Below are 23,347 nucleotides of genomic sequence, written 5' to 3'. Positions count from 1 at the left end.
GAAGCCCGGGTCTTGCAAGATTTTCGGGCTCTGTCGCTGATTTGGGGGCAGTGGCTGCGACTACGGCTTGGGCATCACTTGGGTGTGGACGGGGTCGTGAGCGTTGCTGATCTTCTCTTTCCTGGTGCGGCTGTTGAGGTTGAGCGACTGATGCTCACCAAGGACGAAGTGCTCGTGGCTGCTCGGGCCCGGGGACCTGGGGCTCTTTGTCCGGAGTGCGGCTGGAGTTCGTCGCGGGTGCACTGCTACTACGAGCGGCGTCTCGTCGACCGTCCTGTTGCCGGGAGACGGTTGCAGATGAGGCTCCGGGCACGGCGGTTCACCTGCGAGAACAGTGCATGCTCGCATCGGACGTTCGCTGAGCAGATACCGGCGCTGACCCGCCGCTACGCGCGACGGACCGATTCCCTGACGGCGCTCCTCACAGACATCGCGCTGTTCCTGGGCGGTCGGCCTGGTGCCCGGATGGCCGACCGGATGTCTATGGTGACGTGCAAGGACACGATGCTCCGGCTGATCCGGGCCCTGCCCGAGCCGAATCCTGGCCCCGTCCAGGTCCTGGGCGTCGACGAGTTCGCCCTGCGCCGCCGGTGGAAGTACGCGACCGTCCTGGTCGACATGACCACCCACCGTCCCGTCGACGTGCTCGCCAGCCGGACCGCAGCCACCTTCGCCGCCTGGCTGAGGTGCCACCCGGAAGTCCAGATGATCTGCCGCGACCGCGCCGGTTCCTTCCGTGACGGTGCTTGCGCCGGAGCACCGCAGGCCCGACAAGTGGCCGATCCCTGGCACGTCCTGCACAACCTGGCCGAGGCCGTCGAGCGCATCGTCGGCCGGCACCGCGCGGAGCTACGCGAACCACTGCCAACTGCCACGGAGACCGCCTCCGCATCTCCGACGGCCGCCGATGAACTCGACATTCACGGCCGGCCACGTCCCCTGGTGGCACGGACCCGTGAGCGGTATCAGCTGATCCACGAGCGGATCGCCCGCGGCGACAGCCTGCGCGCCATCGCTCGCGAACTCCGCCTCAGCCGGGGCACCGTCGTCCGCTTCGCCGAGGCCGCCGACCTCGATGAACTCCTCGCCGCGGCCACTCAACGTCCGAGCCTAATCGACGACTACCGCCTCTATCTGCACCACCGCTGGCTGGAGGGCTGCACCAACGCCTCCGCACTGGCCCGGGAGATCCAGCAGTTGGGCTACCGGGGCGACATCAACACCGTCCGCCGCCATCTGCGGCCCTACCGCACCGGAGCCATCCCCCTGGACACCCCTCTGCCACACCTGACCGTCCGCCGCGTCACCAACTGGATCATGAGCCGTCCGGAGCACCTCACGGACACCGAACGCAAATGTCTCAATGACCTGTGCGACCGTAGCCCGGCGCTGGCCACGACCACCGAGTACGCCCGCCGCCTTGCTGTGATCCTGCGCGAACGCCGCACCGAACACCTCGCCTTCGATGTCTGGCTCGCCGACGTCCGCCTCGACGGGCAACGCGAACTCCGGACCCTCGCCAGTGGCATGCGACGCGACCACGCCGCCATCCTCGCGGCCCTTTCCACCACCCACACCTCCGGAGCCGTCGAGGGCAACGTCACCAGGATCAAGCTGCTCAAAAGACAGATGTACGGCCGGGCCAACTTTGACCTGCTGCGACGCCGGATCCTCCTGTCCCCGTGATCAACCAGCCGCTGCCCCCAAATCAGCGACAGAGCCAAGCAGCGAGGTCGCTCACCCTGCGTTAATGGCCAGGTAACGGTCAAAGTGGTCAGGTATCGCGCAACGTCACAGCGGGCCGTTACGGCTGGGTGTGCTGGTCGTTGGGTTGGTTATGGGTGTGCGTGTGGTTGCTCGGCCGTGCACGATGTGCGGTGCGGAGCTGTTCGGCGGGACGGCGTATCTGGTCGGTGGGAGCACTTGCCGGGGTCGGCGGCGGGTGTTTGGCTGCTTCCTGATCTGTGAGGGGTGCTATCGCCGGGGGTGTGCGGATCCGGTCACGGGGCTGTCCCGCCCGGCCGCGGCGCGGCAGGCGGGAACGGCACGGTGGCTGGAGCTGGCTGGCCGCGGGGCGCTCCTGCCGCCAGAGCCGTGTCTGGCGTGCGGGCTTGTGGTGGTGCGGCGTGCGGAGAAGCTCCTGAAGGGGGTGACGTGTTCGCGGGCGTGCCGGACCTCTCTCACGCGTAAACGTAACGGCGGCAGGGGTTCGGGCCGTCCGTGCGGCAGTTGCGGCACGCTTGTTACGGCTGGGCGTGCGGATTCTGCGTACTGTGATGCGCGCTGCCGGCAGAAGGCCTACCGGCGCCGGACCGCGGCGCGGGCGGTGGATCCGGTGGATCCGGTCGCGGAACTGCGGGCGGCACTCGCCCCGTTCGTCGTCGCGCTCAGGCCCGGTGTCTCCCAGGCGCTCTACAAAGCCCTGTACCGGCTGCACGTCGCACACGAACGAGGCCATGATCAGAGTGAGGCTGTGGCCCGGCTTGCCTCCATGGACCCCGAGCGGGTCGAAGTCCCCGCATCGGACGAGGGCCGTCGCCTGCGGGCCGCCCTGCGCGGTATCCGGCCTGCATGATCCCGCACGCCGACCCGTAACGACCAGCCCCGGTCCCCCGGCCGGTCTCATCGCAGGAAGGCTCTGGTGCGGAAGAACTGCTCCGGGTGCCAGGCCCTGCGTCTAGAGGCGTCACAGCCAGGCGCGCCCCTCGCTGATCTCCTGGTCCGTGTGGCGCTGCACGAACGGTCGGCGGAGTGCCGGGAGCCGGCCTCCGCGAGGAAGAGACCGAAACGGTGGGGCCGCGCTACTTCAGGGTGACGCAGGGCCTGGTGGTGGCGCTGTAGTTGAACTCCGCGCAGATCTGCGTCCCGGCCGACAGCACGGGCCCGGTTCGGCGGTGACCGCCGGAGCCCCAGGTGATCTCCGTCCAGGACTGGACCCTCGTGCCGCGGCGCCGGGCCCCGCCCACACGGGCTTGGCCGCCGGGCGCCCGGTACCACCAGCGGGCCATGTTGTGGGTGTTCGCGGGGCTGCGCGTGACGTAGACCCAGCTCACGGCGCGTTGTAGGGATCCGGGGCGGTGCCAGTAGGTGACGACCAGTCCGTACGCGCACGCGATGCCGCCCTCGGGCCGGCAGGTGTTGGAGCGTTGGTCGAGGTAGGAGTCGGTGGAGGCCGGTACCGCAGATAAGGCGAGGGCGACAACAACCAGCGCGCCGGCCAGCAACACGCGCATCTTGGAGCATGTCGGCATGGGGCCCTCCCGAATCGCTGGTGCTGGTGAGTCCAACCGTCTCGGGGCAGGAAAGTCACCGACAGCAGGCGAGGCTCGCGCAGGACGACGGAGACGGGTCGGGGCCCTACGGTTGGTCAATTCGTTCAGCGGCCGAGTTGTTGGCGGCAGGCGCTGACGACGGACGGGTCGACGCCGTTGTCCTGGGCCCAGGAGCAGACGGCACCGGGGTCGTAGCGGGGCGGTCCCGGTGATGGCTGGGTGCAGGTGCGGCGTGCCGGGGGATGCTCTGGCCCTGGTCGTCGCCGTGGGCAGGAGTGGCCTCGGGCCGTGGTCGGTCACGACGCGGTCGCTCCGCCGCACCTACGCTGCTGACCGGGGCGCTGACCGCGGTGGTGGCGGGGGCTGGACCGTAGGCAGGGGCCAGTATCTCGCGGGCCGGCGGCTGGACCGGCTCGGGCCACTGGGGCGCCGGTGCCACCGTGGTGAGACGGCCGCCGTCGGGCAGCAAGTGCCCGCCATGCGGCGCGGCCTTGTGCGACACGGTGACACAGCCGGTGGCAAGCAGCGCAACACCGACCGCCGCCAGCAGACGGGCCGGGCGCATCAGCTGCCGGTGGGGGCGAGCTGCTCCTTGGCGGTGGAGATCAAAGTGCGGTCCACCCAGCCGTCCACGCCCGAGCTCTTCATCGTGATGTGTGCCCAGGCCACGTCCCGGGTGTAGCCGTGGAAGCGGCACGTCTGGTCGCGGTAGCCGATGCCGGCCTTCGCCGCGTTCTTCGCCGGGGCCCGGCGGATGACGGCGGCGTCGGTGTTGATCCGGCAGGGTTCCTCGCCCGAGGCCGCGACCGCGCCCGCCGGCCAGGTGGCGAGGACGGTCAGCACGGCGGTCCCCGCGGTCAGTGTCTTGGCCCCTGCGCGCATCGGCACCCCTCCGGAGATATCCCACATGGAGTGATCTTCGTAGCGAGGAGCGCCGGCCGAAGTCGAGCTGAGCGGAGGCTGGTTCACTCCTGCGGGGGAGAACCATGATCATCGCACCGGGGTGGCGCGGCCACGTTGCGGCGTGGGTACGGTGGAGGCAGGGCCGGAGGGTGGTGGCGCTCATGGGATGGGTGGACCGGGAGCACATTTCTGCGCTGGAGCAGGACCCGCGGTATGCCCGGCTTCTGAACCTGACGAAGCGACTGCTGAAGGAGCGTCGGGTGCCGGCGTGCGGAAACTGCCAGGGCGGTGAGGTCACGGTGCGGGACGACGATGGCAACGAGACCACCGTGCAGTGCTCGAACTGTCAGGGCACGGGCACGGTGGGCACGCTGGTCGACAACGAGGACAACGGGAGGGCCTCCGGCGGGCGTTGACGCTCCTCCCGCCATGCTGTTGCCCGACGCTCAAGGTGAGCATGTTGGCGACGTTCGCCGTGGGGACGTAGAGGCGGCTTTCATTCGCTTGCCGGAGTGATGTGTCGTCATCACGGTGTCGGCTTCATGTGCTTGCTGTCGCGGGCCGTCTACGCGGGCGTGAGGAGCCGGCCGCCGGTGACCAGGGTGACGGCGCCCCACGGATCGGTGGCTGCCCAGTCGGCGTGCTGCTCCTGGGCGACGCGGGCGGCTTCGACCAGGACATCGAGGGCTTCGGCCAGGTCGGTGTCCCGCGGCGGGAAGGGGCCGGCGTCGGGGGTGAGGTGGTAGGCGTAGAGCATGCCGTGGCGCGCCGGAACGCGGCGCGTGCGGTCGCTCGGCGGAGCCAGCCGCGGACCGTCGCGGCGGGCCGGTGCAGCCGCTCGGCGACGCGGCGGTGGCCGTGTCCGGCGACGTGTTCCAGGAGGGCGGCGGCGATGGTGTGGACGCTGTCCGCCCGGCGGAGCAGGCAGTACGGCGGCAGCAGCACGTGCGTGGTGCGGCAGGAGCGGCAGCGGGCCCGCCTCGGACGCAGCCGCCGCAGGCCGCCCCCGGGCAGCCGGATCGCGCGCTCGCGGGCGTAGCCCCATGGACGCAGCGGCGCGTCGCAGGCCGGGCACGACGGCATCACACTCGTCTCGGACTCCGCCACAACGATCACGACCAGGTGCCTCCCGCATCCCACCAGCGTCACCAGGACCGGGCCGCCCCGCCAGGGGCAGCTCGTGTTGCACGCTGCCCACGCAGTTGATCATCCACTCCGGTCCGGTCGTATGGCTCACCCGGACGGAGACCAGCGACACGACGTCGACGAAGAACGGGACCGGGGCCAAGCGCCGGACAGGGAGATTGGGTTGATGTGCACGGTGTCGTCGCGCACGAGCGTCAACGTGACGCCTCCCGGCCGTGGCCACGGTGAACGTCGCGAACCCCCGAGTACGTACTCACGCTGAACGTCGCCCAACGCCTCAGGTAGCCGCGCCCGAACGAGATCTGCGCAAGCTCTACTTGCGGGGTAACTCACAGGGCTCATGTGCGAGTTGGATCAACTGGTGTGGGTGTCCGCTTGCGGGCCGATACTAAGTTTGCACCTCCAGTCACGATGGCTGCTTGACTTCCTGATTGGGAAGTCCCTTCTCGATTTGGTGTTGCCGTACCAACGAGCCCCGGGCTGACGACCAGCTTCGTGTGGTGGGTGGTGGGGGCTGTCTCGGCGTGTCCATCGGCATCACGCATCACCGGCCGGATAGTGTTGCCGTCACAGCCGCGGAGACCGGCTGACGGTCGAGGGCCCCCCGGGACGGGCCCGACAGTGGCCAAAAGGTGAGATACCAAGTCTCCCCGCGGTACCGCGTACAGCCACGACGGCTTCCTCCTGCTGACCGGGCAGCACTCCTCAGAGGACAGGCCCGTCATGCCCTACACCCGAGACAAGGCACGCCGTGCGCAGTGCCGCCAGCTCCTCGACCTGAGCGTCCACGATCTGAGAGTGCGGAACGTGAGCTCTTGTCCGTTTCGTAGTTGAGGTTGGGGAAGAACTGCTGGTCGCGAGCGGGGGACGGCCCTCACACGCCGGGGCGGGCGAACAAGCCGGGTTCGGGTTCGATGAGGATGCCCCGGCTGACCAGGCGCTTCAACTTGGACCGGATTCCTTCGGTGTTCTTCGGGAGAATCGGCAGGTCGAGGGCCTGGCAGAGGTCGCGGGCGCGCATCGGCCGTCCCGAGTCGGTCAGAGCGGTGAGGATCTGATGGTAGGCGGGGTGGTCCGGGATGTCGGGACGCTCCGGCTCGGCGGCGGGTGAGGGCAGCGGAAGGGCGAGGAGGGTCTTGCGGGTGATGCGCAGGTTCTCGCTTTCTGTGTCGATCTCGCCGAGCTGCCGGGCGAGTTCTTCGATGCGGGCCCTCACCTGCCCGGCCTGATCGGCCAGTTCGCGCTCACGGGCCTTGATGTGTTCCAAGATGACTGTGACCTGTGAGTTCTCGCTCACGCGGTCCTCCAGGAGGCGAGGGTGGCCCCGGTGAGGCGGCGGCTCATGATGGAGGTCATCGCCCACAGGACGCGGGAGCGGGAGGAGGTGAGCCGGTGTTCGTAGTCGCGTACGAGACGGCGGTAGAACATCAAGATCCCGTTCGTCTGCTCCACGATCCACCGCTTCGCCTGGGGAACGAAGCCGCTCTGGTCCGGGTTGCGCTCGACGATCTCCACGTAGATGCCCACGGTCTTGCCGTGGTCGACGGCCTTCTTCTTGAAGCCCTGGTCGACCAGGGCCTTCCTCACCGTGTCGCACTGCCCGGCGACACCGTCCAGCAGTGCGATGCCAGCGGTGTTCTCGTGCGCGGAGGCGGGCAGGACGACGCAGTCGATGACGAGGCCCAACACGTCCACGGCCAGGCATCTCTTGCGGCCCGGCACCCACTTCGCGGCATCCTTGCCGGTCGTCGCGGCGGGGACGCCGACCGCGGCGTGGATGCTCTGCGTGTCCAGGACCACCAGGCTCGGGTCGGCTAACCGCTTCCGCTTCTCCCGCAGTTGCCATCGCAGCAGGTCGTGAATGGTCTGGTCGGTGCCGTCGTCGCGCCACTTGTAGAAGTAGTACTTCACCGCGCCGGCGGGTGGCAGGTCGTGGGGCAGCAGGTCCCACTGGCTGCCGCTGTGGTTCTGGTACAGGACCGCGTTCACGATCTCCCGCATCGCGTACTTGCCCTGGTGGCCACTGACCGAGGGATGCCCGGCCTTCCACGCTGTGAGCACGGGCTCGACCAGGGCCCACTGCTCGTCACCGACGTCACTCGAGTACGGCATGCGATCACTCATCCCGCCACCCAAACGAATCACGAACGCTTGCTCGGCAACGATCCCCTAACGTCACCCCATCGAGCGATGAGAAGTCAGATGGAAGATCACGTACCGCACGCTCAGGCCATTACCACGCTCGTGAATCCATGATCTACCGAATGAGCGTGGCGGGTGGCAAGATCACACGGATGACCGACCATGTTGAGTTGTCGTTGCGGTGGGAAGGGAAGTCCGCGCGCCGGTGGATCGCGGTGTGCGTGCTGTTCGCGGTTGCGGCGGGGGTTGCAGCATGCCTCGGAGTTCCGGACGCCCGGGATTGGGGGATCCTTTCCGGGGTCGTGGGTGCGAGTGCCGCCGGATGCGTGCTCGGAATGCTCAGGCGACGGGTGGAGGCGGGCCCGGACGGGCTGCGGTTCCGCACCGTGCTGCGGTGGCGGCGGCTGGAGTGGAACGAGATCGCCCGCTTGGAGGATCTGCGGGTAGCTGCTGCTGACACCCGAATCAGAACTCCGAACCTGCGTGTCGCGGCCACGTTGCGCGACGGCTCCATGGTCTCGCTGCCAGTGCCATGGGCCGGCGCCGCCGACGTGGGCGACTTCGAGAAGCAACTGTCCCAGCTGCGCGCGCTGCATCGCCGTTACAGTCGCAGCACCCTGGGGTCATAACTCCCAGCACTCAGGCCAGGCCCGCAAAGCGCAACTACGAAACGGACAAGAGCTCACGTTCCGCACTCTGACACCTCTGCTCGACCCGGCCGGGCGGCTGCACCGCTTCCCGAGAAACAGCTGGTGATCACTGGGGCCGGACTCGCTCCGCCGCAGGCGTTAGTCCCTTTCGGGCAAATGGAGTTGGCGTGGAATGGAGGCGGGGCTGGTGACTATGGGGATACCTAGGTCGACGACGCTCCGGCTGGCCGGCCGTCGGTCGAGTTGGGCGAGTTTCCCTTCCGCTCCGGCAAGGCTCACCTGGAGCCCTTCCACCTCGCCGAGCCATCCTTCACGTTCGGCCTCGGCGATGCGGGCGATGAGGTTGTCGCGGATCTCGACGAGTCGTGCGTGTTGAGACGGGTCAGGTCGCAGGAGCGAGCATCTGACACATGCTTATCCGAGCTAGTCGTCTGACGGCCGGGTGAGCAGGACCGCAGTCGGGTTGCTGAAAGTAGTGGGCAGACAGATTGGCGCCTGGGAAGATCCGGGCGTGTCACGCCGCCGGGTCCTGCTGGGGCTCCCATGAACGGGGCATCCGGGAGCAAGGAACAATGCACGGCATGGATGATGCGTTCACACTCCTTCGGCAGGCCGTCGATCTGCTGCCCGAGGACGCGGTGGCAGAGAACGGCCAGACGGTCGGGGATGTTCGCGAGGACATCAGGCGCCAAGAGTGGGAGATGGTGCTCGGCCTTCTCGAAGAGTTCGGGGATGTCCACCCCGTCTCCGTGGACTTCTGGGAGCTTCTCGCCGAAGCCGCTCGGCAGATGATGCTCGACCGCAGCCACCGTTGGTGTCAGTGGCGGGGCTGGGAAGTCCAGCACGGCACTCTCCGGGCGACGCTGAGTCTGATGGACCCGAAGGAAGGCGGACGCCGAACCGCCTTTTCCGGGGACGGTCGGCTCAGGCCCATGTGGGACATCGGCAATCGCACCACCGACGGGAAACCAGCACTCAGCATCGCAAGGCTATGGGTGGAGTTCGAGCCACAGCTTGGCCCTGGAGAGACCGCAGACGTTCGCCTGGCCCCCCTTCAGCCGGAGCAATGGCGGCATCTGAAGTCCGGTGACGTGATCCTCATGTACGAAGCGCAACCGGTCGTCGGCATCGCCGAGATCATCGAGGTCCTGCCGCCTCGTATCTGAGGCTACTGGGCCGGTCAGGTGCGAGATGCCGGCGGGGACGGCCGTCAGCCGCGGTCAGAGCTCAGGGGTGACTCGGCCGGCGCTCGCGCGGAAGTCGGGCATGCCGAGGTGGACTGTGGACGGCTCGGCTGCACGTACGCGCATCGCCTCCAGCTTCTGCGCGGCGGCAGCCATGGTGGTCTCAATGGCGGCCATCTCGCCGAGCCAGCCTTGCTCCCTGGCCTCCTCGAGACGGTCGACGAGGTTGGCGTGGATCTCCTGCAGGCGTGGCAACTGGGCCGGATCCACGAGCAATAGGGGGCACCGGACGCAGGCGTTTTCATGTTGGCACGGCGTCGAGTAGTCGCGACCGCAGGTCCCAAGGGCAACTTTGCGGAGTTCGAAGTGGGAGAGGAATTCGTCCCACTCGGTGGTAGTGAGCTCGCGGTACTCCTCGCTGGGCCGCTCGGTTCGGCGGCGGGCGATGAAGGCCCGATGATGGGAGATCACGTCCTCCGGGTAGATCGCTAATGGTGGAGTCGGGTATTGGAACCCTCCGAATATCTCGGCCGGGGGCCCGAGACGCCGGTCATAGATAGTCGAAGAAGCGGGTCCACCACGTCGGGGGATGCCCGGGTGGGTAGTAGGAGACGAGGTCGCTGACGCCGTCGTATCTCGTCCAGAGCAGGTGTTCTGAGATGGCGACGTAGCCGAGTGCTTCGAGCTCGCCGTCGACCCGGTGACGGTCGGTGGCCTGGAAGAGTTCGCGTTCCTCGTCTCCGTCGTAGCTTCCGGGACTGCCCAAAGTCACGGCTGTCAGGTTCCCGAAGTTGCTGACGGTCACGGTGATGTGATCCCCGCTGACAGTTGCGGTCTGCGGGATAGTGATCGTCCCATGGTGGCTTGCGTCCTGGACGTACCGATCAACGGAGCAGGTGCATTGGAATTGCTGGTCCAAGCGGGCTGCGAGTTGGTCAAACCGTGCTCGGACGGCAGCGTGATCGTAGCCGCGGGGGAACTCCATGCGATCAGGGTCGTCGAGTTGCCGGAGCAGGGCCCAAGCACTCTGGTCATCGAGGGGCACTTACGTCTTCTCCTTGCTGGCGGCGTGTGGCTCGCTGGCTGACATCGGCGGCGTAGGCGGCCCAGTCGCCGGCGGATGCTTTCTGCCATTGGGTGGCGACCTGGATGTGGACGCCGAGCATCCGGGCGAGGATGGCGGCGGGCAGTTCGGCGGCGAGGGTGAACAGGGCGGTGGAGCGGTCCTGTCGGGGCCGCAGCCCAATCTTCTGGAGCCGGAGCCGGAGCCGGAGCCGGAGCCGGTCGTCGGCAATCGGATGTCCGGGGCGGCCGCCTGGGAAGAGCCAGGGGATATCGTCCGGTGTGCCGATCTTGGCCTTGCCGCGGCGGTTGGCGACGAGTTCGCGGACCAAGTCCGTCAGTGGTGCCGGGAGTACGACCGGCGCGGTGCCGAACGTGATCGTGACGGCCTCCTCGCTGAGTTGGACATCGTCGACGGTGAGCTGGGTGATGGTGGCGATCTTCTGTGCGTAAAGGAGAAGGAGGAGGCCGGCGACTCGATCCTGGGTGGGCAGGCTGTCATTGTGGAGGAGGCGTCGGGCGTCGTCCCAGCGTTTCTCGCTGTCGATGGTGCTGGTCGGGCCGGTCCAGCGGTTGGTGCCGAAGGTGAGATCGCGTGCTTGGCGGTGCTGTACCGACCAGCGGATGAAGTGTCCGGTCTCGTCCCGGTAGGTGGCTTCCGGGGCTGAGACCCACTGCTCAAGGGCGGCTTGCGTGCATGTTCCGTGGCGGAACGCATGCTCATACGAAGGCCGTCCGCCTGCCCCGGAAACTCCCTGGTGAGTGACACCGTTCGGGATGCCGTTCGACTCGTCGGCAGGGCCTACGTGAAGTCGGAGTAGGCGAGGTGGGTTGCGCAGACCCGGCACTGGAAGAGATACGCCGTCGCCTCGCCGTCCTTGTCCAGCGAGCCGAGGAAGTGCTCAACCTGGTTCGACGGCCAGCCCCAGCCGTTCGCCTCCCGTCGCAGCACCTCCAGTGCCTCCGGAAAGGCAGCGAGTTCGGCGGCTCCGGCCAGGCCGAGGAACGCGGCCCCATCGCCACAGTGGAAGAACCACTGGGGCTCTTGCCACGCGACGAAACCCGGAGTGCGCCGGTCGACCGCCGCGAAGACCTCAAGGGGCACGTCGTCGCCCAGGCACGTTCCCGCCGTGAAATGAGCGTCGAACCGTTCCGCGGCACTGCCGTCTGCAATGCACCACGGACATAGCCGCCCCCCAAGCTCCTCGGCCGCGTAGACCGGGCCTCTGTAGACATACCCGCGTTCCCGACCACAGCAGCTACAGGCCGTGCCAGAAGGCGCGATCACGCCTGTGGCGACGGGGTCAGGGTGGTACGGGAACTCGGGAGGCAGCTCAGTCACAACCCATAACCGTAACAACCGACACGAACGGCCAGAGTCACGGGCTGTGGACCATAAAAGACTTCCCAATCAGGAAGCAAGCGGCCATGGTGACTGGTGGTGCCGCCCGATAGCACGCTCCGTCGCGGATCATGGCCCACAGCTCGCGGGAACGAGCGAGCAGGTCGTACTGCCGACGCAGGTTGTTGCCCGACAGGTTGATCACGAATGTGCGTGCGCCCGCGCGAAGGTACTGGTCAAGTCGTTCGGCCAGCTTCTCGGGAGGTCCGCTGACCACCAGGCGGGTTGCCTGCTGCTCGGACAGCCCCTGTTCTCCGGTCAGCGAGCGCAGAAAGTGAACCAGGTGTTGGTGACTGCGGCAGCTCTCCTGGGGATCGGTGCTCAGCGTGGCGAACACCGTGGTGCCGAGCTCGGGTGTCCGCGTGCCCGCTTCGGCTGCCATCGCCGCCAGTTTGGCGGCCCGCTCGCCCAGTTGCGCGGGCTCGAGCAACGAGGCAAGCCAGCCGACACCGTGATCGAGCACGCGTCGCAACGTGCGGTCGGACATGCCACCCACCCACACCGGTGGCGCGGGAACGGCGGGCTCAAGCGTCATCACCGGCTCACCCGGCACCGTCAGCAAGGACGTCGGCCGGCCCGCGAACAGATCGGGCAACGCCTGCAGCATCACCTCCGTCCGGCGGCCCCGCCCGGCGAACGCAACCCCACCAACCGGCCAGTCCTGCGGGTGGATGCCCGCGCCGACCCCCAGGACCACGCGATTGCCGGACAAGTACTGCAACGACGACAGCTGCTTGGCTGCCCACGCCTGCTGCCGCAGCGCCAGCAGCATGACCCCGAAGCCGATCCGTACCCGCTCGGTGACCGCGGCGGCCGCGCTCAGCGCGACCACGCTCTCCAGGAACGGGACACGCGCGCACAGATGGTCACCCGCCCACACCATGTCCAGGCCGACCTGCTCGATGTGCCGGGCCAACGAGGGGATCTCTTTCATGCCCTCATCGCCACGCTCGAAGGTCGGAAGACAGACACCAAGGTTCACCGGCATGGCGATCCTTTCCCCTGGGGGCGGCCGCACTTTCCAGCGCTCTACGAGGGCGCGGCGGCCCGAGACGGTTCGGTGAGGCCGACCTTGCCCGCTCAACCGGGGTTGAGTTCAACTGGCCCGATGGACGATCTGGCTTCGATCAGGCGAGTCGCCGACCATCTCAATCTGCCCGTCTCGACGCTCCACTACTGGGAGCGCCGCGGACTCATCACGTCCCACCGACGCTTCGGCCATCGCTACTACAACACCGATCAGATCTACCGGATCGCGCTGATCCGTCTGTGGCGGACCACCGGACAGATGTCCCTCAACGAGATCGCCGCGGTCCTTGCCGAGCCCGCGGACACTCCCGTCTGGCGCGACACCGTCACCGCTCGAATCGCCGCCATCGAAGGCCAGCTGACGCAACTGGACAGCGCCCGCAGCTACCTGCGCGACCTGCTCTCATGCCCCCACGACGCTGCGCTCGAACACTGCGAAGGCTTCCGCGCCCAGATCGCCCTTCCAGCAAAAGAACACCAGTGACGCACCGCATGCGAGCAACACCAACGCCACTCCCGGCCGCCCCACCGGCAGTCCCTGCAGGAGAGCCACACCCCCGGAGTCTGTGCCTCTGACTGGGGGGTGAGGCGACCGGTTCAACGAGTTCATGGTCGATCAGATCCGGGCGGCGACTGTTGCTGCGGTACGCCCTCGCGGGGCTGTGCGGGGGTGCCCGGGGGTGGCACTGTTCGCCGAACCGCGGTCGCGCAGCCGCTTCTGCGCGGCCTGCCACGGGTGGTTGCTCGAAGCGCGGGCAAAATCGCCCCGGACCAGGGTGTTGCCGCAAACCGGGGCCATCGCCCGATCGTCGGGGCGCGTAGATCTTCCTCGGTCTCCGTACCCCGACCTGTGACGTCTTGGCACGGGGCGCCGGCCTTCCTCCTCGGCATGCTGCTCCCGGTTGGCCTCGGGGGTGCGCGGGGCTGCCAGGCCGGCGTCTGTCGACAGTCCAATCCCACGACGCGGGGTCCCGCTCGGGGGAGTGGCGGGCGGCGATGCGGCAGGCGCGGACGGGTGTGCGGTGCGATTCCGGTGCGTGCTCAGGTTTTCAGGTGTACGGCAGAGCTTTTCGATGCCTATCGGACGTATTGAAATGATCATGGCCGAGTTGCGGCTATCGTTCCTTTACCTTCCCTTTGCTATCGAAAGTGACGCCGTGGCACACCCCTCTGCTCTCCCTTCCGGCCGGACCGATGGCCCTGTCCCCGCGCAGCGGCGCCGGGTCGTGGTCACCGGGCTGGGCGCGATCTCGCCGCTGGGGGCGACCGCGTCCGAAACCTGGCACGGCCTGCTGGAGGGCAGGTGCGGGGTACGGGTGCTGGAAGGGGAAGCGTTCAGTGCTCTGCCGGTGCATGTGGCGGCGCCGAGTGCCGCGGATCCCGCCGAGCAGCTCTCCCGCACGCAGGCCCGCACCATGAACCGGGGCACCCAGTTCGCTGTCGTCGCCGCCCGGGAAGCGTGGACCGACGCAGGGTTCGCCCCCGATGCCGTCCGCGACGGTGCGATCGATGCCCGGCGGGTCGGCGTGTCGGTGGGCACGATCATCGGCGGGGCGCCGGTCCTGGTCACCGCCGACAACACGCTGGCCACCCGCGGAGCACGGCATGTCTCCCCGCACACCGCGCCGATGGTCGTCCCCAACGGTGCCGCGGCCCAGGTGGCGCTCGACATCGGCGCCCGGGCCGAGGCCCGGACGGTCGTCTCCGCCTGCGCCTCGGGCACGGAGGCGATCGGGCAGGCCATCGACCGCATCCGCGCCGGTGCGGCCGACGTGGTGCTCGCCGGTGGTACCGAAGCGGTCATCACCCCCAGCGTCATGGCCTCCTTCACGGCCATGCGGGCCCTGTCCAGCGCGACCGATGTCCACACGGCGTCGCGGCCCTTCGACAAGGACCGCGACGGGTTCGTCCTGGGTGAAGGCGCGGGGATCCTGGTCCTGGAGTCGGAGGAGCACGCCCTCGCGCGAGGAGCACGGATCTACTGCGAGGCCGCCGGATGGGGCGTCTCCGCCGACGCCCACCACATGGTCGCCCCGCGCCCCGACGGCGAGGGCATCGTGGACGCGATCCGCAAGGCCCTCACGGATGCCGACACCGACGTGGACAGCGTCGCCCACATCAACGCCCATGCCACCGCGACACCCCATGGGGATGCCGCGGAAATCCTCGCGCTGACCAAGGTTTTCGGCCAGGGCATCGGCCGCGTGCCGGTCACCGCTCCCAAGGGGGCCCTCGGCCACATGCAGGGCGCCGCCGGCGGTGTCGAAGCCGTCGCCACCGTGCTGACCCTGCACCACCAGCTCATCCCGCCCACGGCCGGCTTTAAGGCGGCCGATGACGACAACCCGCTCGACATCGTCACCGGCACCGCACGCGCGCTGCCAGACAAAGACGTGGCCTTGAGCAACTCCTACGGCTTCGGCGGCCACAACGCCGTCCTCGCCTTCCGCCGCGCCGCATGAACAGCCCCACCCGGCGATCCCGCAACCGGCATGCCCACTCTTCCACCGCCTGACGTACGGAAAATTCTGTGACTCACTCCAGCGAACCCGCCCGGCCCGACGCGGACACCTTCTCCCAGGTCCTGCGTCTCCTGCACGCGGCCGAGCCCGTCACCCCCGCCGGCACCGGCACCCCCCGGCAGCAGGCTCTGCGCACGGCCTGCCTGGCGGCCGCCGCCTACGGCACCCTCGCCGACGAGGCCATGCGCGCAGAACTCAACCTGCTGGCCATCGAGGCGGACCTGGACGAGGTCACCGCCTCCCGGGCGAGCGTGCTCCCCGCGATGGCCGGCGACATCCCCGAGGACCTGCCCGCCATCTGGTACTGGCAGGCGTCCTTGATGGCCGGCCAACTCCTCCAGGCGCGCCACTCCACGCCCCACAGCGACCCGGGGCTGGACGCCATCAGCGACACCGCACGCGCTTTGATGCTGCTCCTGCAGGCCCACCTCTCGCCGCCGGTACAGGCAGCCGACACCCTGGCCGAAGCCAACGAGATGCTGGCCTGCGCCCGCACCCGCATCAGCAACTCCGGCCGCCGGACCTGACCCGCCCGCACGCGAGTGGCCCGGAGCACAGCGACACAGCTCGCGAGTGGAGGGTGCTGGGGGCACCTGGGCCTGTGGCCCCGGGACGCGGCGCTCCGTCACGCCGGCATAGGGCCGGTCGCCTGCCCCGGGGCGAGCGCAGCATGTCACGGTCGGGTGGAGCCGGGCAGGGCGTTACTGAGGGTTGGGCGGCAACCGTCGTGTGTGCAGAGCCCGTTGGGCTGGTTCGCGGTGGTGATGGCCGAGGAGTGCACCGAGGCACTGGGTATCGCGTACGCGACAGCGCAACGCGCTCTGACACCGGACCCGGACCGTACTTTTTCCGCACCGGCTAGTGTTGCGCGCCGCGCCGGGCCCCTCTTTGCGGCCCTTGTCGGGTCCGGAAACGACTCGGGGCCCCGCAGCCGCCGGCTGCGGGGCCCTGAACCTGTGCACCTCATGGGGGGTGAGGCGACCGGTTCAACGAGTTCATGGTCGATCAGTTCCGGACGACGACTGTTGCTGCGGCACGCCCTCGCAGGCTGGGCGAGGGCGCCCGGTGGCCAACGTGTCCGGGACGCGCGTTCCGTCACCGGCAAGGTTGCCAGCCACCCGCCCCGGACACCGCAAACCCTAACGGCCTACGCCCAGTCCATCCCGAGCTCGGCGAGCAGCGCGAGCTGCTCGCCGTTCAGCTTGTTGCGGCGGCTCTTCTGGTTCGAGACCCACACCCCGAGCCGGACTTCGTGCTCATCGCCGTTGATGGTGATCCGTTCGGTGTGCTGACGCGGAATGACGGTCCGCTGCTCCCGCTCGATGTACTGCGCAAGCGCCGCCAGCCCCCGCGTGAACGCCTCCCCGCCGCGCCCCGCCCCGCCGGACTCAGGGGCCTTGCGGGCCCGAACGGCCGGTTGCACACCGCACGTGGCAAGTCGGATCTGCTGTTCTTCGTTGAGCCGGGTGAAGTCGCGCCGTTGGCGGGTGAGCCACCGGCCGATGTCGTCGCCCCGGTAGGTGACCCCCGGCACGATGCCCGTCAGCAGCGCTCCGTCATCGAGGAGCGCGGCCAGGCCGACGTAGTGCCGCTGCCAGTCGACGGTCCACCCCAGCACCGCCGGGTTCCAGTCCGGATCGACCGCCGCGAGCTGGGCAGCGCGCCGTTCGGCCCGTTCCGGGTCCTTGCCCAGCCCGCCCGGGCGCCGGATGTTGGTCAGCCACTGCCCCACCGGCTTGTCGAGAGCCGTGGCGTGCCGGGGCGCGGCCAGCGTGCCGGCCTCTGCGAAGTAGGCACGCGCCGCGGCCAGGTTCTCGGCGAACGCGGCGTCGGCGGTGTCCCACACGATCCCCAGCGCCTCCAGCCGGTCGGCCCGTTCGCTGGGCATCTGCCCGGCCCGCAGGGTGCGCCGCTGATCCGACAGCCACCGCCCCAGCGGATAGGTGCCCTCCAGATGTCCGTAGGGCACCTCCAGATCACCCATCCGCTCCCGGTAACGCTGCGCTGCGTCGTAGCCGCGCAACCAGCCCTGCCTCTCCGGCTCGATCACCTGCAATGTGATCCCTTTGGCGACCGTCAGCGCGGCTTCCCCGTCCTCGCGCACGCCCTTCTCAGCGGCTGACGGAGCGCCGGAAGGCACGCGCGCGACAAGCCCGGCCGGAGGAGGGGCGTCATCGACACCGTCCAGCAGAGTTCCCAGCTCAGTCCATGAGATGCCCGTCGCCATCACTGCCTCGACCATCTCCCCGATGCGGCGGCTCTCAGCCTGCGCCTGCCTCCACAGATCGCGCGCCAGCCTGGACAAGCTGTTGTGCCTGTCGATGGAGAGCGCCAACTGTGCTGATTGCTCACTGTGTTCCATGCCTGGACAACGGCCGGGTCTCGTCACGGCATGCGCCCGTAAGGAGGCCGAGCCTGTCCGGTCTGATACGGGTCGGCGTTCATCTTCTGGGTGAACTCGGGGCTTTGGGCCTGCGGGCTTTGGTGGGCGCAGCAGTATGAGACGGGTGACCGCGTCCTCTTCCGGTTCCTCCTGCGCCGATGTCCCGCAGCGGGTCGGCGTCCGTGGCGACGCGCGCTTCGAGGACATCGTGAATGCCTCCTGGTGGCAGATGGCTGCCAGGCTGCCCCTCACGCTTGCTGCGGCGGCCCGTCTCGGCTGGGCTGCCGATCGTCTCGCGATGTTCTTGCTGGCGTGCTGCCAGTTGGCGGTCGTCGTCGCGTCGGCCGTCGCGCTCGCGGCGCTGCCGGGTGCACTGGCTCAGTTGTTTGACGGCGGTCGGGTGGGCGGCCGTGTGGCGGCGGCCGCTCCCGCGCTGTTCGTCGTCGCCGTCGCCGCGGGGGTGCGCGCGGGGGCCGACGCGCTCGCCGTTTACGCTTCCGCGCGTCTTGCGCCGGAGGTCGCCACCAAGGCCGATCTCCAGATCCTTGCGGCCGTCCCGCAGGTGGAGTTGGAGGCATACGACACTGCGGGGTTCGCCGACCGGCTCCAGGCCGCCGGCCGCGGGGCGGAGGCGACCGAGAGCCTGATCGGTGACGCCCAGGCGCTGGTCTCCGCGCTTGGTCAACTCATCGCCGCGGCTTCGGTGCTGGCCCTGCTCCACCCGGTACTGCTGCCGCTACTCGTGCTCGCCGTCGTTCCCAAGGGCGCTGCGGCCGTCACCACCGCGCGTATCCAGCACCGCGCCGACCACCAGAACATGGCGGACAGTCATCTGCGCTACCTGCTGCGGCACTACGCCACCCACCAGCGCACCGCGGCCGAGGTGCGTGCCACCACCATGGCCGCTTTCCTTGCCGACTGGTACCAGGAGGTCACCGGCCGGATCAGGGCCACACACCGCCGCGCCGCCCCGCGCGTGCTGCGCGTCACCCTGTTCGGTGCCTGCATCAGCGGGCTCATGCTCGCGGCGACCTGGGCCGCTCTGGGCTGGCTCGCCGCCGCCGGGCGGATGGACCTCGCGTTCGCGGCCACGGCCGTCGTCGCTGTGCGTACCTCCACCGGCGCGCTGACGTCCCTGGTCCTGGCCGCCGCCCGGCTGTTCCGCACCAGCCTGTACCTGGAGGACTGGCAGACGTTCCTGCGCCGGGCCGCGTCCCTGCGTGCAGTCCGCGGGTCCCGGCCGATCCCGGCCGGCGCGCCCGCCGAGATCCGTGCCGAGCACATCAGCTACACCTATCCCGGCGCCGTGAGACCGGCGGTCGACGACGTCAGTCTCACCCTGCGGCGTGGCGAACTGACCGCGCTGGTGGGCGAGAACGGCTCCGGCAAGACCACCTTGTCCTCCCTGCTGACCGGCCTTCGTATCGCGTCCAGCGGCACGGTGAGCTGGGACGGGACCGATTTGGCCGAGGCCGACCCGCACAGTGTGTGGTCGAAGGTCGGCCTGGTGCCCCAGGACTACACCCGCTGGCCGATGGACCTGCGCGCCAACATCCATCTCGGCCAGCCCCGCTCCGAGAGCGACGCGCTCCTCCTGGACGCCGCGCGGGCGGCCGGCGCGGACAGCGTCATCGCGAACGTTCCGCATGGCCTGGACACCCTGGTGGCGGGCTCGCACTGGGGCGGCACCGACCTGTCCGGCGGGCAGTGGCAACGGATCGCCGTCGCGCGCGCCTTCTACCGCGACGCTGCGATGCTCATGCTGGACGAGCCCACCTCCGCGATGGACCCCCGCGCCGAATACCTGGTGATCCGCCGTTTCAAGGAGCTCGCGGCGGGCAAGACCGCTGTCTTTGTCACTCAGGGCCTGGAGAACGCCCGGATCGCGGACCGCATCGTCGTTCTCGACCGGGGCCGGGTCCGTGAAGAGGGCGACTTCGAGACCCTGATGGCGCTCGGTGGACTCTTCGCCGAGCTTTACCGGCTTGCCCAGGACCGGTGACCGACCGCCCCTTTTACCGTCGGCCCCTCAGGGCTGCTTTTCCGGCAGGTTCTTTTGGGGGCAGGACCGGCACCACCATCATGCGGTGGAACTCCCCCCGGCGCGGTTCGCCCACCGGAAGGCCGTCGGCCTCCACCCAGGCGTGCGCGCGGAACGGCGCCGTGCGCACCCCCGTGCACCAGTCCGGCCAGACCCCGCGCATCCGGCACAGCAGCGCGGTGGCCACGGAACGCTGAAGGCAGCCCTCCCCGGCGCAGCGCGCGCTGAGCGTGACGACGGCCTCGCGTGCGGCGAGCGCCTCAGAGGTGGTGGCAGGGGCGGCCCCGCGCCGCACCATGGACAGGACGCGGCGGATGCGGTGCGGTTTGAGTGTGACGATCAGCCGGGCGGCGCCTGTGGCGATGAGGACGGGCGGGCGCCGGTGCAAGGGCAGGCGGCCGCGGGCTGCGGGCACCATGGGCTGGCTCATGCGGGCACCACCAGCCGGGCCTCGGTCAGCGCGCGGGTGATCGAGGCCGTGTCGGCGTCGGCGCGTTCGGCGGTGAGCCGGGGGTAGGCCGCGCGGAGCGCGCGGGCCGTGTCCGGTGGGTCGGTGCCGTCGATCAGGCTGCGCAGGACGAGCGCCGCCGTGCGGTTGAGCTGCCAGTAGCGGCCGGTGACTTCGTCGAGGAGCACCATGCCGTCCGGTGTGTCCGTCATGCAGACGTCGGGTCGCAGGGTCAGGCTCACGGTGCTCCTTCGGTGATCGGGGTGCTCGGCGGGCAGGTGGGTGCGGAGCGGGCCCGCAGCCAGATCTCGCTGCCCAGACTGGAGCTGAGGGAGCGCAGGGCCTCCGGCGTGGGGTGCACGCCGAGCAGAAAGGCACGTGCCGCGGCGTCGTCGATGAGTCCGGCGCGGGCGAGCCAGGAGTCGTCGAAGAACTCCACCAGCGCGGAGCGGTTGTGGCGCAGGCTGACGTGGAAGTCCGTGCTGTACTCGCCCTTGGTGTTCCTTCGCAGGACGTCGTCGGGCACGATGCCGCGCACCGCTTCGGCGAGCACCGGCTTGTACCGGCCGGGCGTGCTGCGCTCGGCCACGCGGATGGCCAGGGCCGCCTCGATCACCTGGTCGTCGAGGTAGGGCGCGGCCAGCCCCAGTCCTTGGCGGGAGGTGACCTGGTCCAGTTGCCGCAGGCCGCGCCCGCCGCTCCGTACGCACGCCAGGGCTGTGTGCTGTCCGCGCTGGGGTGCGAGGGGCTCGGCGGTGGCGGCGGCTTCCCGGAGCAGGTCCCGCACGGCCCCGGCCGCGTCCCGGGTCGCCCACGGCGGCATGCGCAGGTCCACCCCCCACGCCGTCGAGGGGGCGCCACGGACCAGGGCCGGCGACGGCGGCTGCGGCGCGGTGAGGCCCTGCGCCCATGCGGTCAGCCACTGGCCGAACGTCCTGCGGTCCGCAAGCTGACGCAGCAGCTGCCCGAGCGGCCAGTGCTGGGAGGCGCGTTGCGCACGGATACGGGACCAGGCCGCCATGGGGTGGCGTCGGACGTAGTCATGCAGGTGCGGTGGAAACGTGCTGAACAGTTCGTCTCCGCCGCCGCCCATCAGGTGCAGACGCGATCCCCGGCCGGTCATCAGATGGCACAGCGCCGCCATCCTGGCGCCGTCGCGCACCCACGGTCCCGGCTCGTCGGTGGGCACGGCGTCACCGGTCAGACCCGCCAAGTCGCTGTACCACAAGGGCCATTGACCAGGGCCGGGCGTGACGTGCTCACTGTCGGGAAGGCGGGCGGCGGCCCGCACGGCCCAGGCCGCGTCGTCGTTCTGCGGATCGAGGCTCTGCCAGCGCAGCGTCACCAGCTTCGCTCCGCTCCGCCGGGTCCGCTCCTGCTCCCGTGTGGCCAGGAAGCACAGGCTGGTGGAGTCCAGACCGCCGGACAGGTCCGCGCTCACCGTGCCCCCGCCGGCCGTGCACGCGTCCACCGCCGCAGTCAGCGCCGAGCGCACCGCGGGCACGCCTTCCTGCCATGCGCGCTGCGGCTCCGGCGGGGTCCACCACCGTCGGGTGCGGGCCCGCCCGTCCGCATCGATCAGCAGACAGTCGAAGGACGGCACAGCCTGCACGCCTTGCCACACACAGCGGTCATCCAGCGGAAAAGGAAGCGGGGAGGCCAACAGGTGTGCGGCCAGGAGCTGTTCGTCGAGGGCCGCTCCGGTCACGGCGGCAAGCCTGTCCACCCGGTCGCCGGCCACCGTCGCCCCGGCCACTCGCGCGTGAAAGAGCCGCCGCACCCCGGACGCGCTCCCCCGAGCCCGGACCGAACCGTCGACGGAGGCCAGAAGATGGAAGCTTCCGGTCAGGCCGCGGGCGACCTGCTCCACGTCCCCGATGTCCCGCAGCCGTCCCGCCCGGGCGGACAGCCCCTCGACGGTGACCGGGCAGCGCCCGATCACCGCGACTCGCCGCGCCCCTGCCGCACCCACCGTCACTTGCCCGTCCGGCCAACTCCCCAGCAGCCACGGCCGACCGGAGTGATGGAAGACGGTCTCGGTGGCCCAGGGGCGCAGGAGCCGCGCCGCGGCCACGCCGGATTCACCGTCCGGCAGGACGGCAAACCACACGTCACCGCTCATGGCACCTCACCGTCATGTCCCGTCGGTCTGGCTCAGTTGGGCCCGAGGTACCACTCATAGGGCGGGAATCCGCCCTCGTAGAACGCGCCCAGCGCCTCGCCTCGGGTTAGCTCGGCGAAGTCACCGACTTCCACCATGGCCGGCGGTTCGTACACTTCATCCTGCTGCATGAAGCTCCTCCTTTACTTCGGCTGGCGGCGTGGAACCCACGCCCCGGCGGAAGTTACCCAACGCATTTCGGCACCACATCCAACAGCGCCCGCTCTCATCCGATTCAGTGAACCGAGCGGGTTTCTTCCCTCAACAGAAGCGCGGCGATCGCGCCATGCGCGCCACGCACGCCCAGAGCTAGCAAAGAAGCGGCGGTTCTCGTTGGACAGCCTGTTCCGACGCCCCAGCGGACACGAGCGGGGCCCTCGTCCTGAGATGGCGGGGGCACGGTGGCGAACGACGGCCTCCAGGGCCGAGGGGATGGCCGAAAGCCATGGGGCAAGCTCCCGGAACTGGGGTACCCGACCCACTGCGCATACAAGAGGGGCACAGTCCCTCCCACTGTCGGTGCAAGGAGTGGTGACTGCGCACTGCTGCTCTCCCGGACCCCGAGGGCGGCACAAGCCACAGGACAGACAGGCCGGCTGGAGCCGCAGTACCGACTCGGCGGCTCCAGCCGATGCCCGTCCGGTGACTTCACGGCGGGGATTTCCGCATCCTCGCTGCCGGATGGGCGCCTCGCGCGGGGGACGTTGGGGGGAGTTCACCGTTCTCCGCGCGTATGAGGCCGCCGCTTCCTTCCGCCGGGAGCGGCGGCCGACTCGAACATTCGCACTCGGCATCCCACCCCGGTGCCCGGCAGGCGCCGTGCTCGCGCATCCCAAACACAACCTGGCCGCGGGGCTGACCATCGAGGACTTCCGCGGCGCCATTCTCAGCCAACGCCTCAGCCCGCCTGCGGGGGCGACTCCCGGCGAACCTCCTGCCCCCACCTCCACCTACATCGTCACCACCTTCAACGGACGGCTCAGCGCCGAACTGGCCACCGCA

General features: G+C 69.4%; 25 protein-coding genes and 1 pseudogene. 10 read left to right on the top strand and 16 right to left on the bottom strand.

Annotated elements, in window-relative coordinates; translation table 11 throughout:
• Positions 1–150 precede the first annotated feature (150 nt).
• Complete coding sequence (locus tag ADK54_RS33530) at positions 151–1,686, top strand: ISL3 family transposase (protein ID WP_078966821.1); 1,536 nt, start codon at positions 151–153, stop codon at positions 1,684–1,686.
• A gap of 649 nt (positions 1,687–2,335) precedes the next feature.
• Complete coding sequence (locus tag ADK54_RS33525) at positions 2,336–2,575, top strand: hypothetical protein (protein ID WP_159047969.1); 240 nt, start codon at positions 2,336–2,338, stop codon at positions 2,573–2,575.
• 226 nt (positions 2,576–2,801) lie between these two features.
• Here the strand turns inward: ADK54_RS33525 and ADK54_RS33520 are convergent, their stop codons facing one another.
• Together ADK54_RS33520 and ADK54_RS33515 are read right to left on the bottom strand one after the other, a co-directional pair.
• Positions 2,802–3,251, bottom strand: a complete 450-nt coding sequence (locus ADK54_RS33520; protein WP_053729561.1) for a hypothetical protein — start codon at positions 3,249–3,251, stop codon at positions 2,802–2,804.
• A 585-nt stretch (positions 3,252–3,836) separates the two neighbouring features.
• A complete protein-coding gene (locus ADK54_RS33515; RefSeq protein ID WP_053729560.1) occupies positions 3,837–4,154 on the bottom strand; it encodes a hypothetical protein in 318 nt (105 codons plus the stop codon).
• A gap of 104 nt (positions 4,155–4,258) precedes the next feature.
• Here ADK54_RS33515 and ADK54_RS33510 point away from each other — a divergent pair, with 104 nt between their 5' ends.
• A complete protein-coding gene (locus ADK54_RS33510) occupies positions 4,259–4,591 on the top strand; it encodes a hypothetical protein (RefSeq protein ID WP_234392308.1) in 333 nt (110 codons plus the stop codon).
• Positions 4,592–4,740: 149 nt separating this feature from the next.
• On the opposite strand, the gene ADK54_RS33505 is transcribed toward ADK54_RS33510, so the two are convergent.
• From ADK54_RS33505 to ADK54_RS33495, 4 genes and pseudogenes are all read right to left on the bottom strand, one after another.
• A complete protein-coding gene (locus ADK54_RS33505; RefSeq protein WP_053729559.1) occupies positions 4,741–4,932 on the bottom strand; it encodes a hypothetical protein in 192 nt (63 codons plus the stop codon).
• 188 nt (positions 4,933–5,120) lie between these two features.
• Positions 5,121–5,258: pseudogene (locus ADK54_RS48950) on the bottom strand (hypothetical protein); the annotation flags it as partial.
• A 937-nt stretch (positions 5,259–6,195) separates the two neighbouring features.
• Complete coding sequence (locus tag ADK54_RS33500) at positions 6,196–6,618, bottom strand: hypothetical protein (protein ID WP_053729558.1); 423 nt, start codon at positions 6,616–6,618, stop codon at positions 6,196–6,198.
• Positions 6,615–7,445 (bottom strand): IS5 family transposase, encoded by an 831-nt coding sequence (locus ADK54_RS33495; RefSeq protein WP_053729557.1) that lies wholly within the window; start codon positions 7,443–7,445, stop codon positions 6,615–6,617. Before ADK54_RS33495 ends, ADK54_RS33500 begins: the two co-directional genes overlap by 4 nt.
• A 128-nt stretch (positions 7,446–7,573) precedes the next feature.
• Here ADK54_RS33495 and ADK54_RS33490 point away from each other — a divergent pair, with 128 nt between their 5' ends.
• Entirely contained in the window at positions 7,574–8,092 is a 519-nt protein-coding gene (locus ADK54_RS33490) for a PH domain-containing protein (RefSeq protein WP_078966820.1), read from the top strand.
• 602 nt (positions 8,093–8,694) lie between these two features.
• Positions 8,695–9,279 carry a hypothetical protein gene (locus tag ADK54_RS33480; protein ID WP_420717448.1) on the top strand — a complete coding sequence of 195 codons (585 nt, stop codon included), beginning with the start codon at positions 8,695–8,697 and terminating at the stop codon, positions 9,277–9,279.
• A 54-nt stretch (positions 9,280–9,333) separates the two neighbouring features.
• Here ADK54_RS33480 and ADK54_RS46400 read toward each other — a convergent pair whose 3' ends face one another.
• From ADK54_RS46400 to ADK54_RS33455, 5 genes are all read right to left on the bottom strand, one after another.
• Complete coding sequence (locus tag ADK54_RS46400) at positions 9,334–9,768, bottom strand: integrase (protein ID WP_159047967.1); 435 nt, start codon at positions 9,766–9,768, stop codon at positions 9,334–9,336.
• A gap of 79 nt (positions 9,769–9,847) precedes the next feature.
• Positions 9,848–10,069 (bottom strand): hypothetical protein, encoded by a 222-nt coding sequence (locus ADK54_RS47890; RefSeq protein ID WP_234392307.1) that lies wholly within the window; start codon positions 10,067–10,069, stop codon positions 9,848–9,850.
• A 259-nt stretch (positions 10,070–10,328) separates the two neighbouring features.
• Complete coding sequence (locus ADK54_RS47885; protein ID WP_053729551.1) at positions 10,329–11,207, bottom strand: hypothetical protein; 879 nt, start codon at positions 11,205–11,207, stop codon at positions 10,329–10,331.
• Positions 11,162–11,647, bottom strand: coding sequence for a CbrC family protein (locus ADK54_RS33460; protein WP_234392313.1), 486 nt, complete (start codon positions 11,645–11,647; stop codon positions 11,162–11,164). The genes ADK54_RS47885 and ADK54_RS33460 overlap by 46 nt, the downstream gene beginning before the upstream one ends.
• Positions 11,648–11,738: 91 nt before the next feature.
• On the bottom strand, positions 11,739–12,749 hold the full coding sequence (locus tag ADK54_RS33455) for an LLM class flavin-dependent oxidoreductase (RefSeq protein WP_053729549.1): 1,011 nt from the start codon (positions 12,747–12,749) through the stop codon (positions 11,739–11,741).
• A gap of 120 nt (positions 12,750–12,869) precedes the next feature.
• Between ADK54_RS33455 and ADK54_RS33450 the strand changes: the two genes are divergently transcribed.
• The 3 genes from ADK54_RS33450 to ADK54_RS33440 all read left to right on the top strand — a co-directional run bounded on the left by ADK54_RS33450 (position 12,870) and on the right by ADK54_RS33440 (position 15,839).
• Complete coding sequence (locus tag ADK54_RS33450; protein ID WP_053729548.1) at positions 12,870–13,274, top strand: MerR family transcriptional regulator; 405 nt, start codon at positions 12,870–12,872, stop codon at positions 13,272–13,274.
• Between the two features lie 673 nt (positions 13,275–13,947).
• The gene (locus ADK54_RS33445; RefSeq protein WP_324610212.1) at positions 13,948–15,252 is read left to right on the top strand and encodes a beta-ketoacyl-[acyl-carrier-protein] synthase family protein; all 1,305 of its coding nucleotides are present in this window, start codon (positions 13,948–13,950) and stop codon (positions 15,250–15,252) included.
• 68 nt (positions 15,253–15,320) lie between these two features.
• The gene (locus ADK54_RS33440; RefSeq protein ID WP_053729547.1) at positions 15,321–15,839 is read left to right on the top strand and encodes a hypothetical protein; all 519 of its coding nucleotides are present in this window, start codon (positions 15,321–15,323) and stop codon (positions 15,837–15,839) included.
• Positions 15,840–16,459: 620 nt separating this feature from the next.
• On the opposite strand, the gene ADK54_RS33435 is transcribed toward ADK54_RS33440, so the two are convergent.
• On the bottom strand, positions 16,460–17,674 hold the full coding sequence (locus ADK54_RS33435) for a helicase associated domain-containing protein (RefSeq protein ID WP_234392306.1): 1,215 nt from the start codon (positions 17,672–17,674) through the stop codon (positions 16,460–16,462).
• Between the two features lie 145 nt (positions 17,675–17,819).
• On the opposite strand from ADK54_RS33435, the gene ADK54_RS33430 reads away from it, so the two are divergent.
• Positions 17,820–19,697 (top strand): ATP-binding cassette domain-containing protein, encoded by a 1,878-nt coding sequence (locus tag ADK54_RS33430; protein WP_234392305.1) that lies wholly within the window; start codon positions 17,820–17,822, stop codon positions 19,695–19,697.
• A 13-nt stretch (positions 19,698–19,710) separates the two neighbouring features.
• On the opposite strand, the gene ADK54_RS33425 is transcribed toward ADK54_RS33430, so the two are convergent.
• The 4 genes from ADK54_RS33425 to ADK54_RS45275 are packed head-to-tail and all read right to left on the bottom strand — an operon-like array spanning position 19,711 to position 22,476.
• Positions 19,711–20,166, bottom strand: coding sequence for a lasso peptide biosynthesis B2 protein (locus ADK54_RS33425; RefSeq protein WP_053729544.1), 456 nt, complete (start codon positions 20,164–20,166; stop codon positions 19,711–19,713).
• Positions 20,163–20,426, bottom strand: a complete 264-nt coding sequence (locus ADK54_RS33420) for a lasso peptide biosynthesis PqqD family chaperone (protein WP_063802104.1) — start codon at positions 20,424–20,426, stop codon at positions 20,163–20,165. Before ADK54_RS33420 ends, ADK54_RS33425 begins: the two co-directional genes overlap by 4 nt.
• Positions 20,423–22,306 (bottom strand): asparagine synthase-related protein, encoded by a 1,884-nt coding sequence (locus tag ADK54_RS33415; protein ID WP_053729543.1) that lies wholly within the window; start codon positions 22,304–22,306, stop codon positions 20,423–20,425. Before ADK54_RS33415 ends, ADK54_RS33420 begins: the two co-directional genes overlap by 4 nt.
• Positions 22,307–22,338: 32 nt before the next feature.
• The gene (locus ADK54_RS45275; RefSeq protein ID WP_107090680.1) at positions 22,339–22,476 is read right to left on the bottom strand and encodes a lasso RiPP family leader peptide-containing protein; all 138 of its coding nucleotides are present in this window, start codon (positions 22,474–22,476) and stop codon (positions 22,339–22,341) included.
• A 688-nt stretch (positions 22,477–23,164) separates the two neighbouring features.
• On the opposite strand from ADK54_RS45275, the gene ADK54_RS33410 reads away from it, so the two are divergent.
• Positions 23,165–23,347: hypothetical protein (locus tag ADK54_RS33410; RefSeq protein ID WP_159047966.1), on the top strand; the 183-nt coding region annotated here is incomplete at its 3' end.

It is taken from the genome of Streptomyces sp. WM6378 (assembly GCF_001279695.1).
GTDB lineage: Bacteria > Actinomycetota > Actinomycetes > Streptomycetales > Streptomycetaceae > Streptomyces.
This window is presented reverse-complemented; position numbering and strand designations above follow the sequence as displayed.

Coding starts and splice junctions, on each gene's coding strand:
- ADK54_RS33530 (WP_078966821.1), top strand. CDS start 151: ATGCTCACCAAGGACGAAGTGCTCGTGGCTGCTCGGGCCCGGGGACCT.
- ADK54_RS33520 (WP_053729561.1), bottom strand. CDS start 3,251: ATGCCGACATGCTCCAAGATGCGCGTGTTGCTGGCCGGCGCGCTGGTT.
- ADK54_RS33515 (WP_053729560.1), bottom strand. CDS start 4,154: ATGCGCGCAGGGGCCAAGACACTGACCGCGGGGACCGCCGTGCTGACC.
- ADK54_RS33510 (WP_234392308.1), top strand. CDS start 4,259: ATGATCATCGCACCGGGGTGGCGCGGCCACGTTGCGGCGTGGGTACGG.
- ADK54_RS33505 (WP_053729559.1), bottom strand. CDS start 4,932: ATGCTCTACGCCTACCACCTCACCCCCGACGCCGGCCCCTTCCCGCCG.
- ADK54_RS33495 (WP_053729557.1), bottom strand. CDS start 7,445: ATGAGTGATCGCATGCCGTACTCGAGTGACGTCGGTGACGAGCAGTGG.
- ADK54_RS33490 (WP_078966820.1), top strand. CDS start 7,574: ATGATCTACCGAATGAGCGTGGCGGGTGGCAAGATCACACGGATGACC.
- ADK54_RS33480 (WP_420717448.1), top strand. CDS start 8,695: ATGGATGATGCGTTCACACTCCTTCGGCAGGCCGTCGATCTGCTGCCC.
- ADK54_RS33455 (WP_053729549.1), bottom strand. CDS start 12,749: ATGCCGGTGAACCTTGGTGTCTGTCTTCCGACCTTCGAGCGTGGCGAT.
- ADK54_RS33450 (WP_053729548.1), top strand. CDS start 12,870: ATGGACGATCTGGCTTCGATCAGGCGAGTCGCCGACCATCTCAATCTG.
- ADK54_RS33435 (WP_234392306.1), bottom strand. CDS start 17,674: ATGGAACACAGTGAGCAATCAGCACAGTTGGCGCTCTCCATCGACAGG.
- ADK54_RS33425 (WP_053729544.1), bottom strand. CDS start 20,166: ATGAGCCAGCCCATGGTGCCCGCAGCCCGCGGCCGCCTGCCCTTGCAC.
- ADK54_RS33415 (WP_053729543.1), bottom strand. CDS start 22,306: ATGAGCGGTGACGTGTGGTTTGCCGTCCTGCCGGACGGTGAATCCGGC.
- ADK54_RS45275 (WP_107090680.1), bottom strand. CDS start 22,476: ATGCAGCAGGATGAAGTGTACGAACCGCCGGCCATGGTGGAAGTCGGT.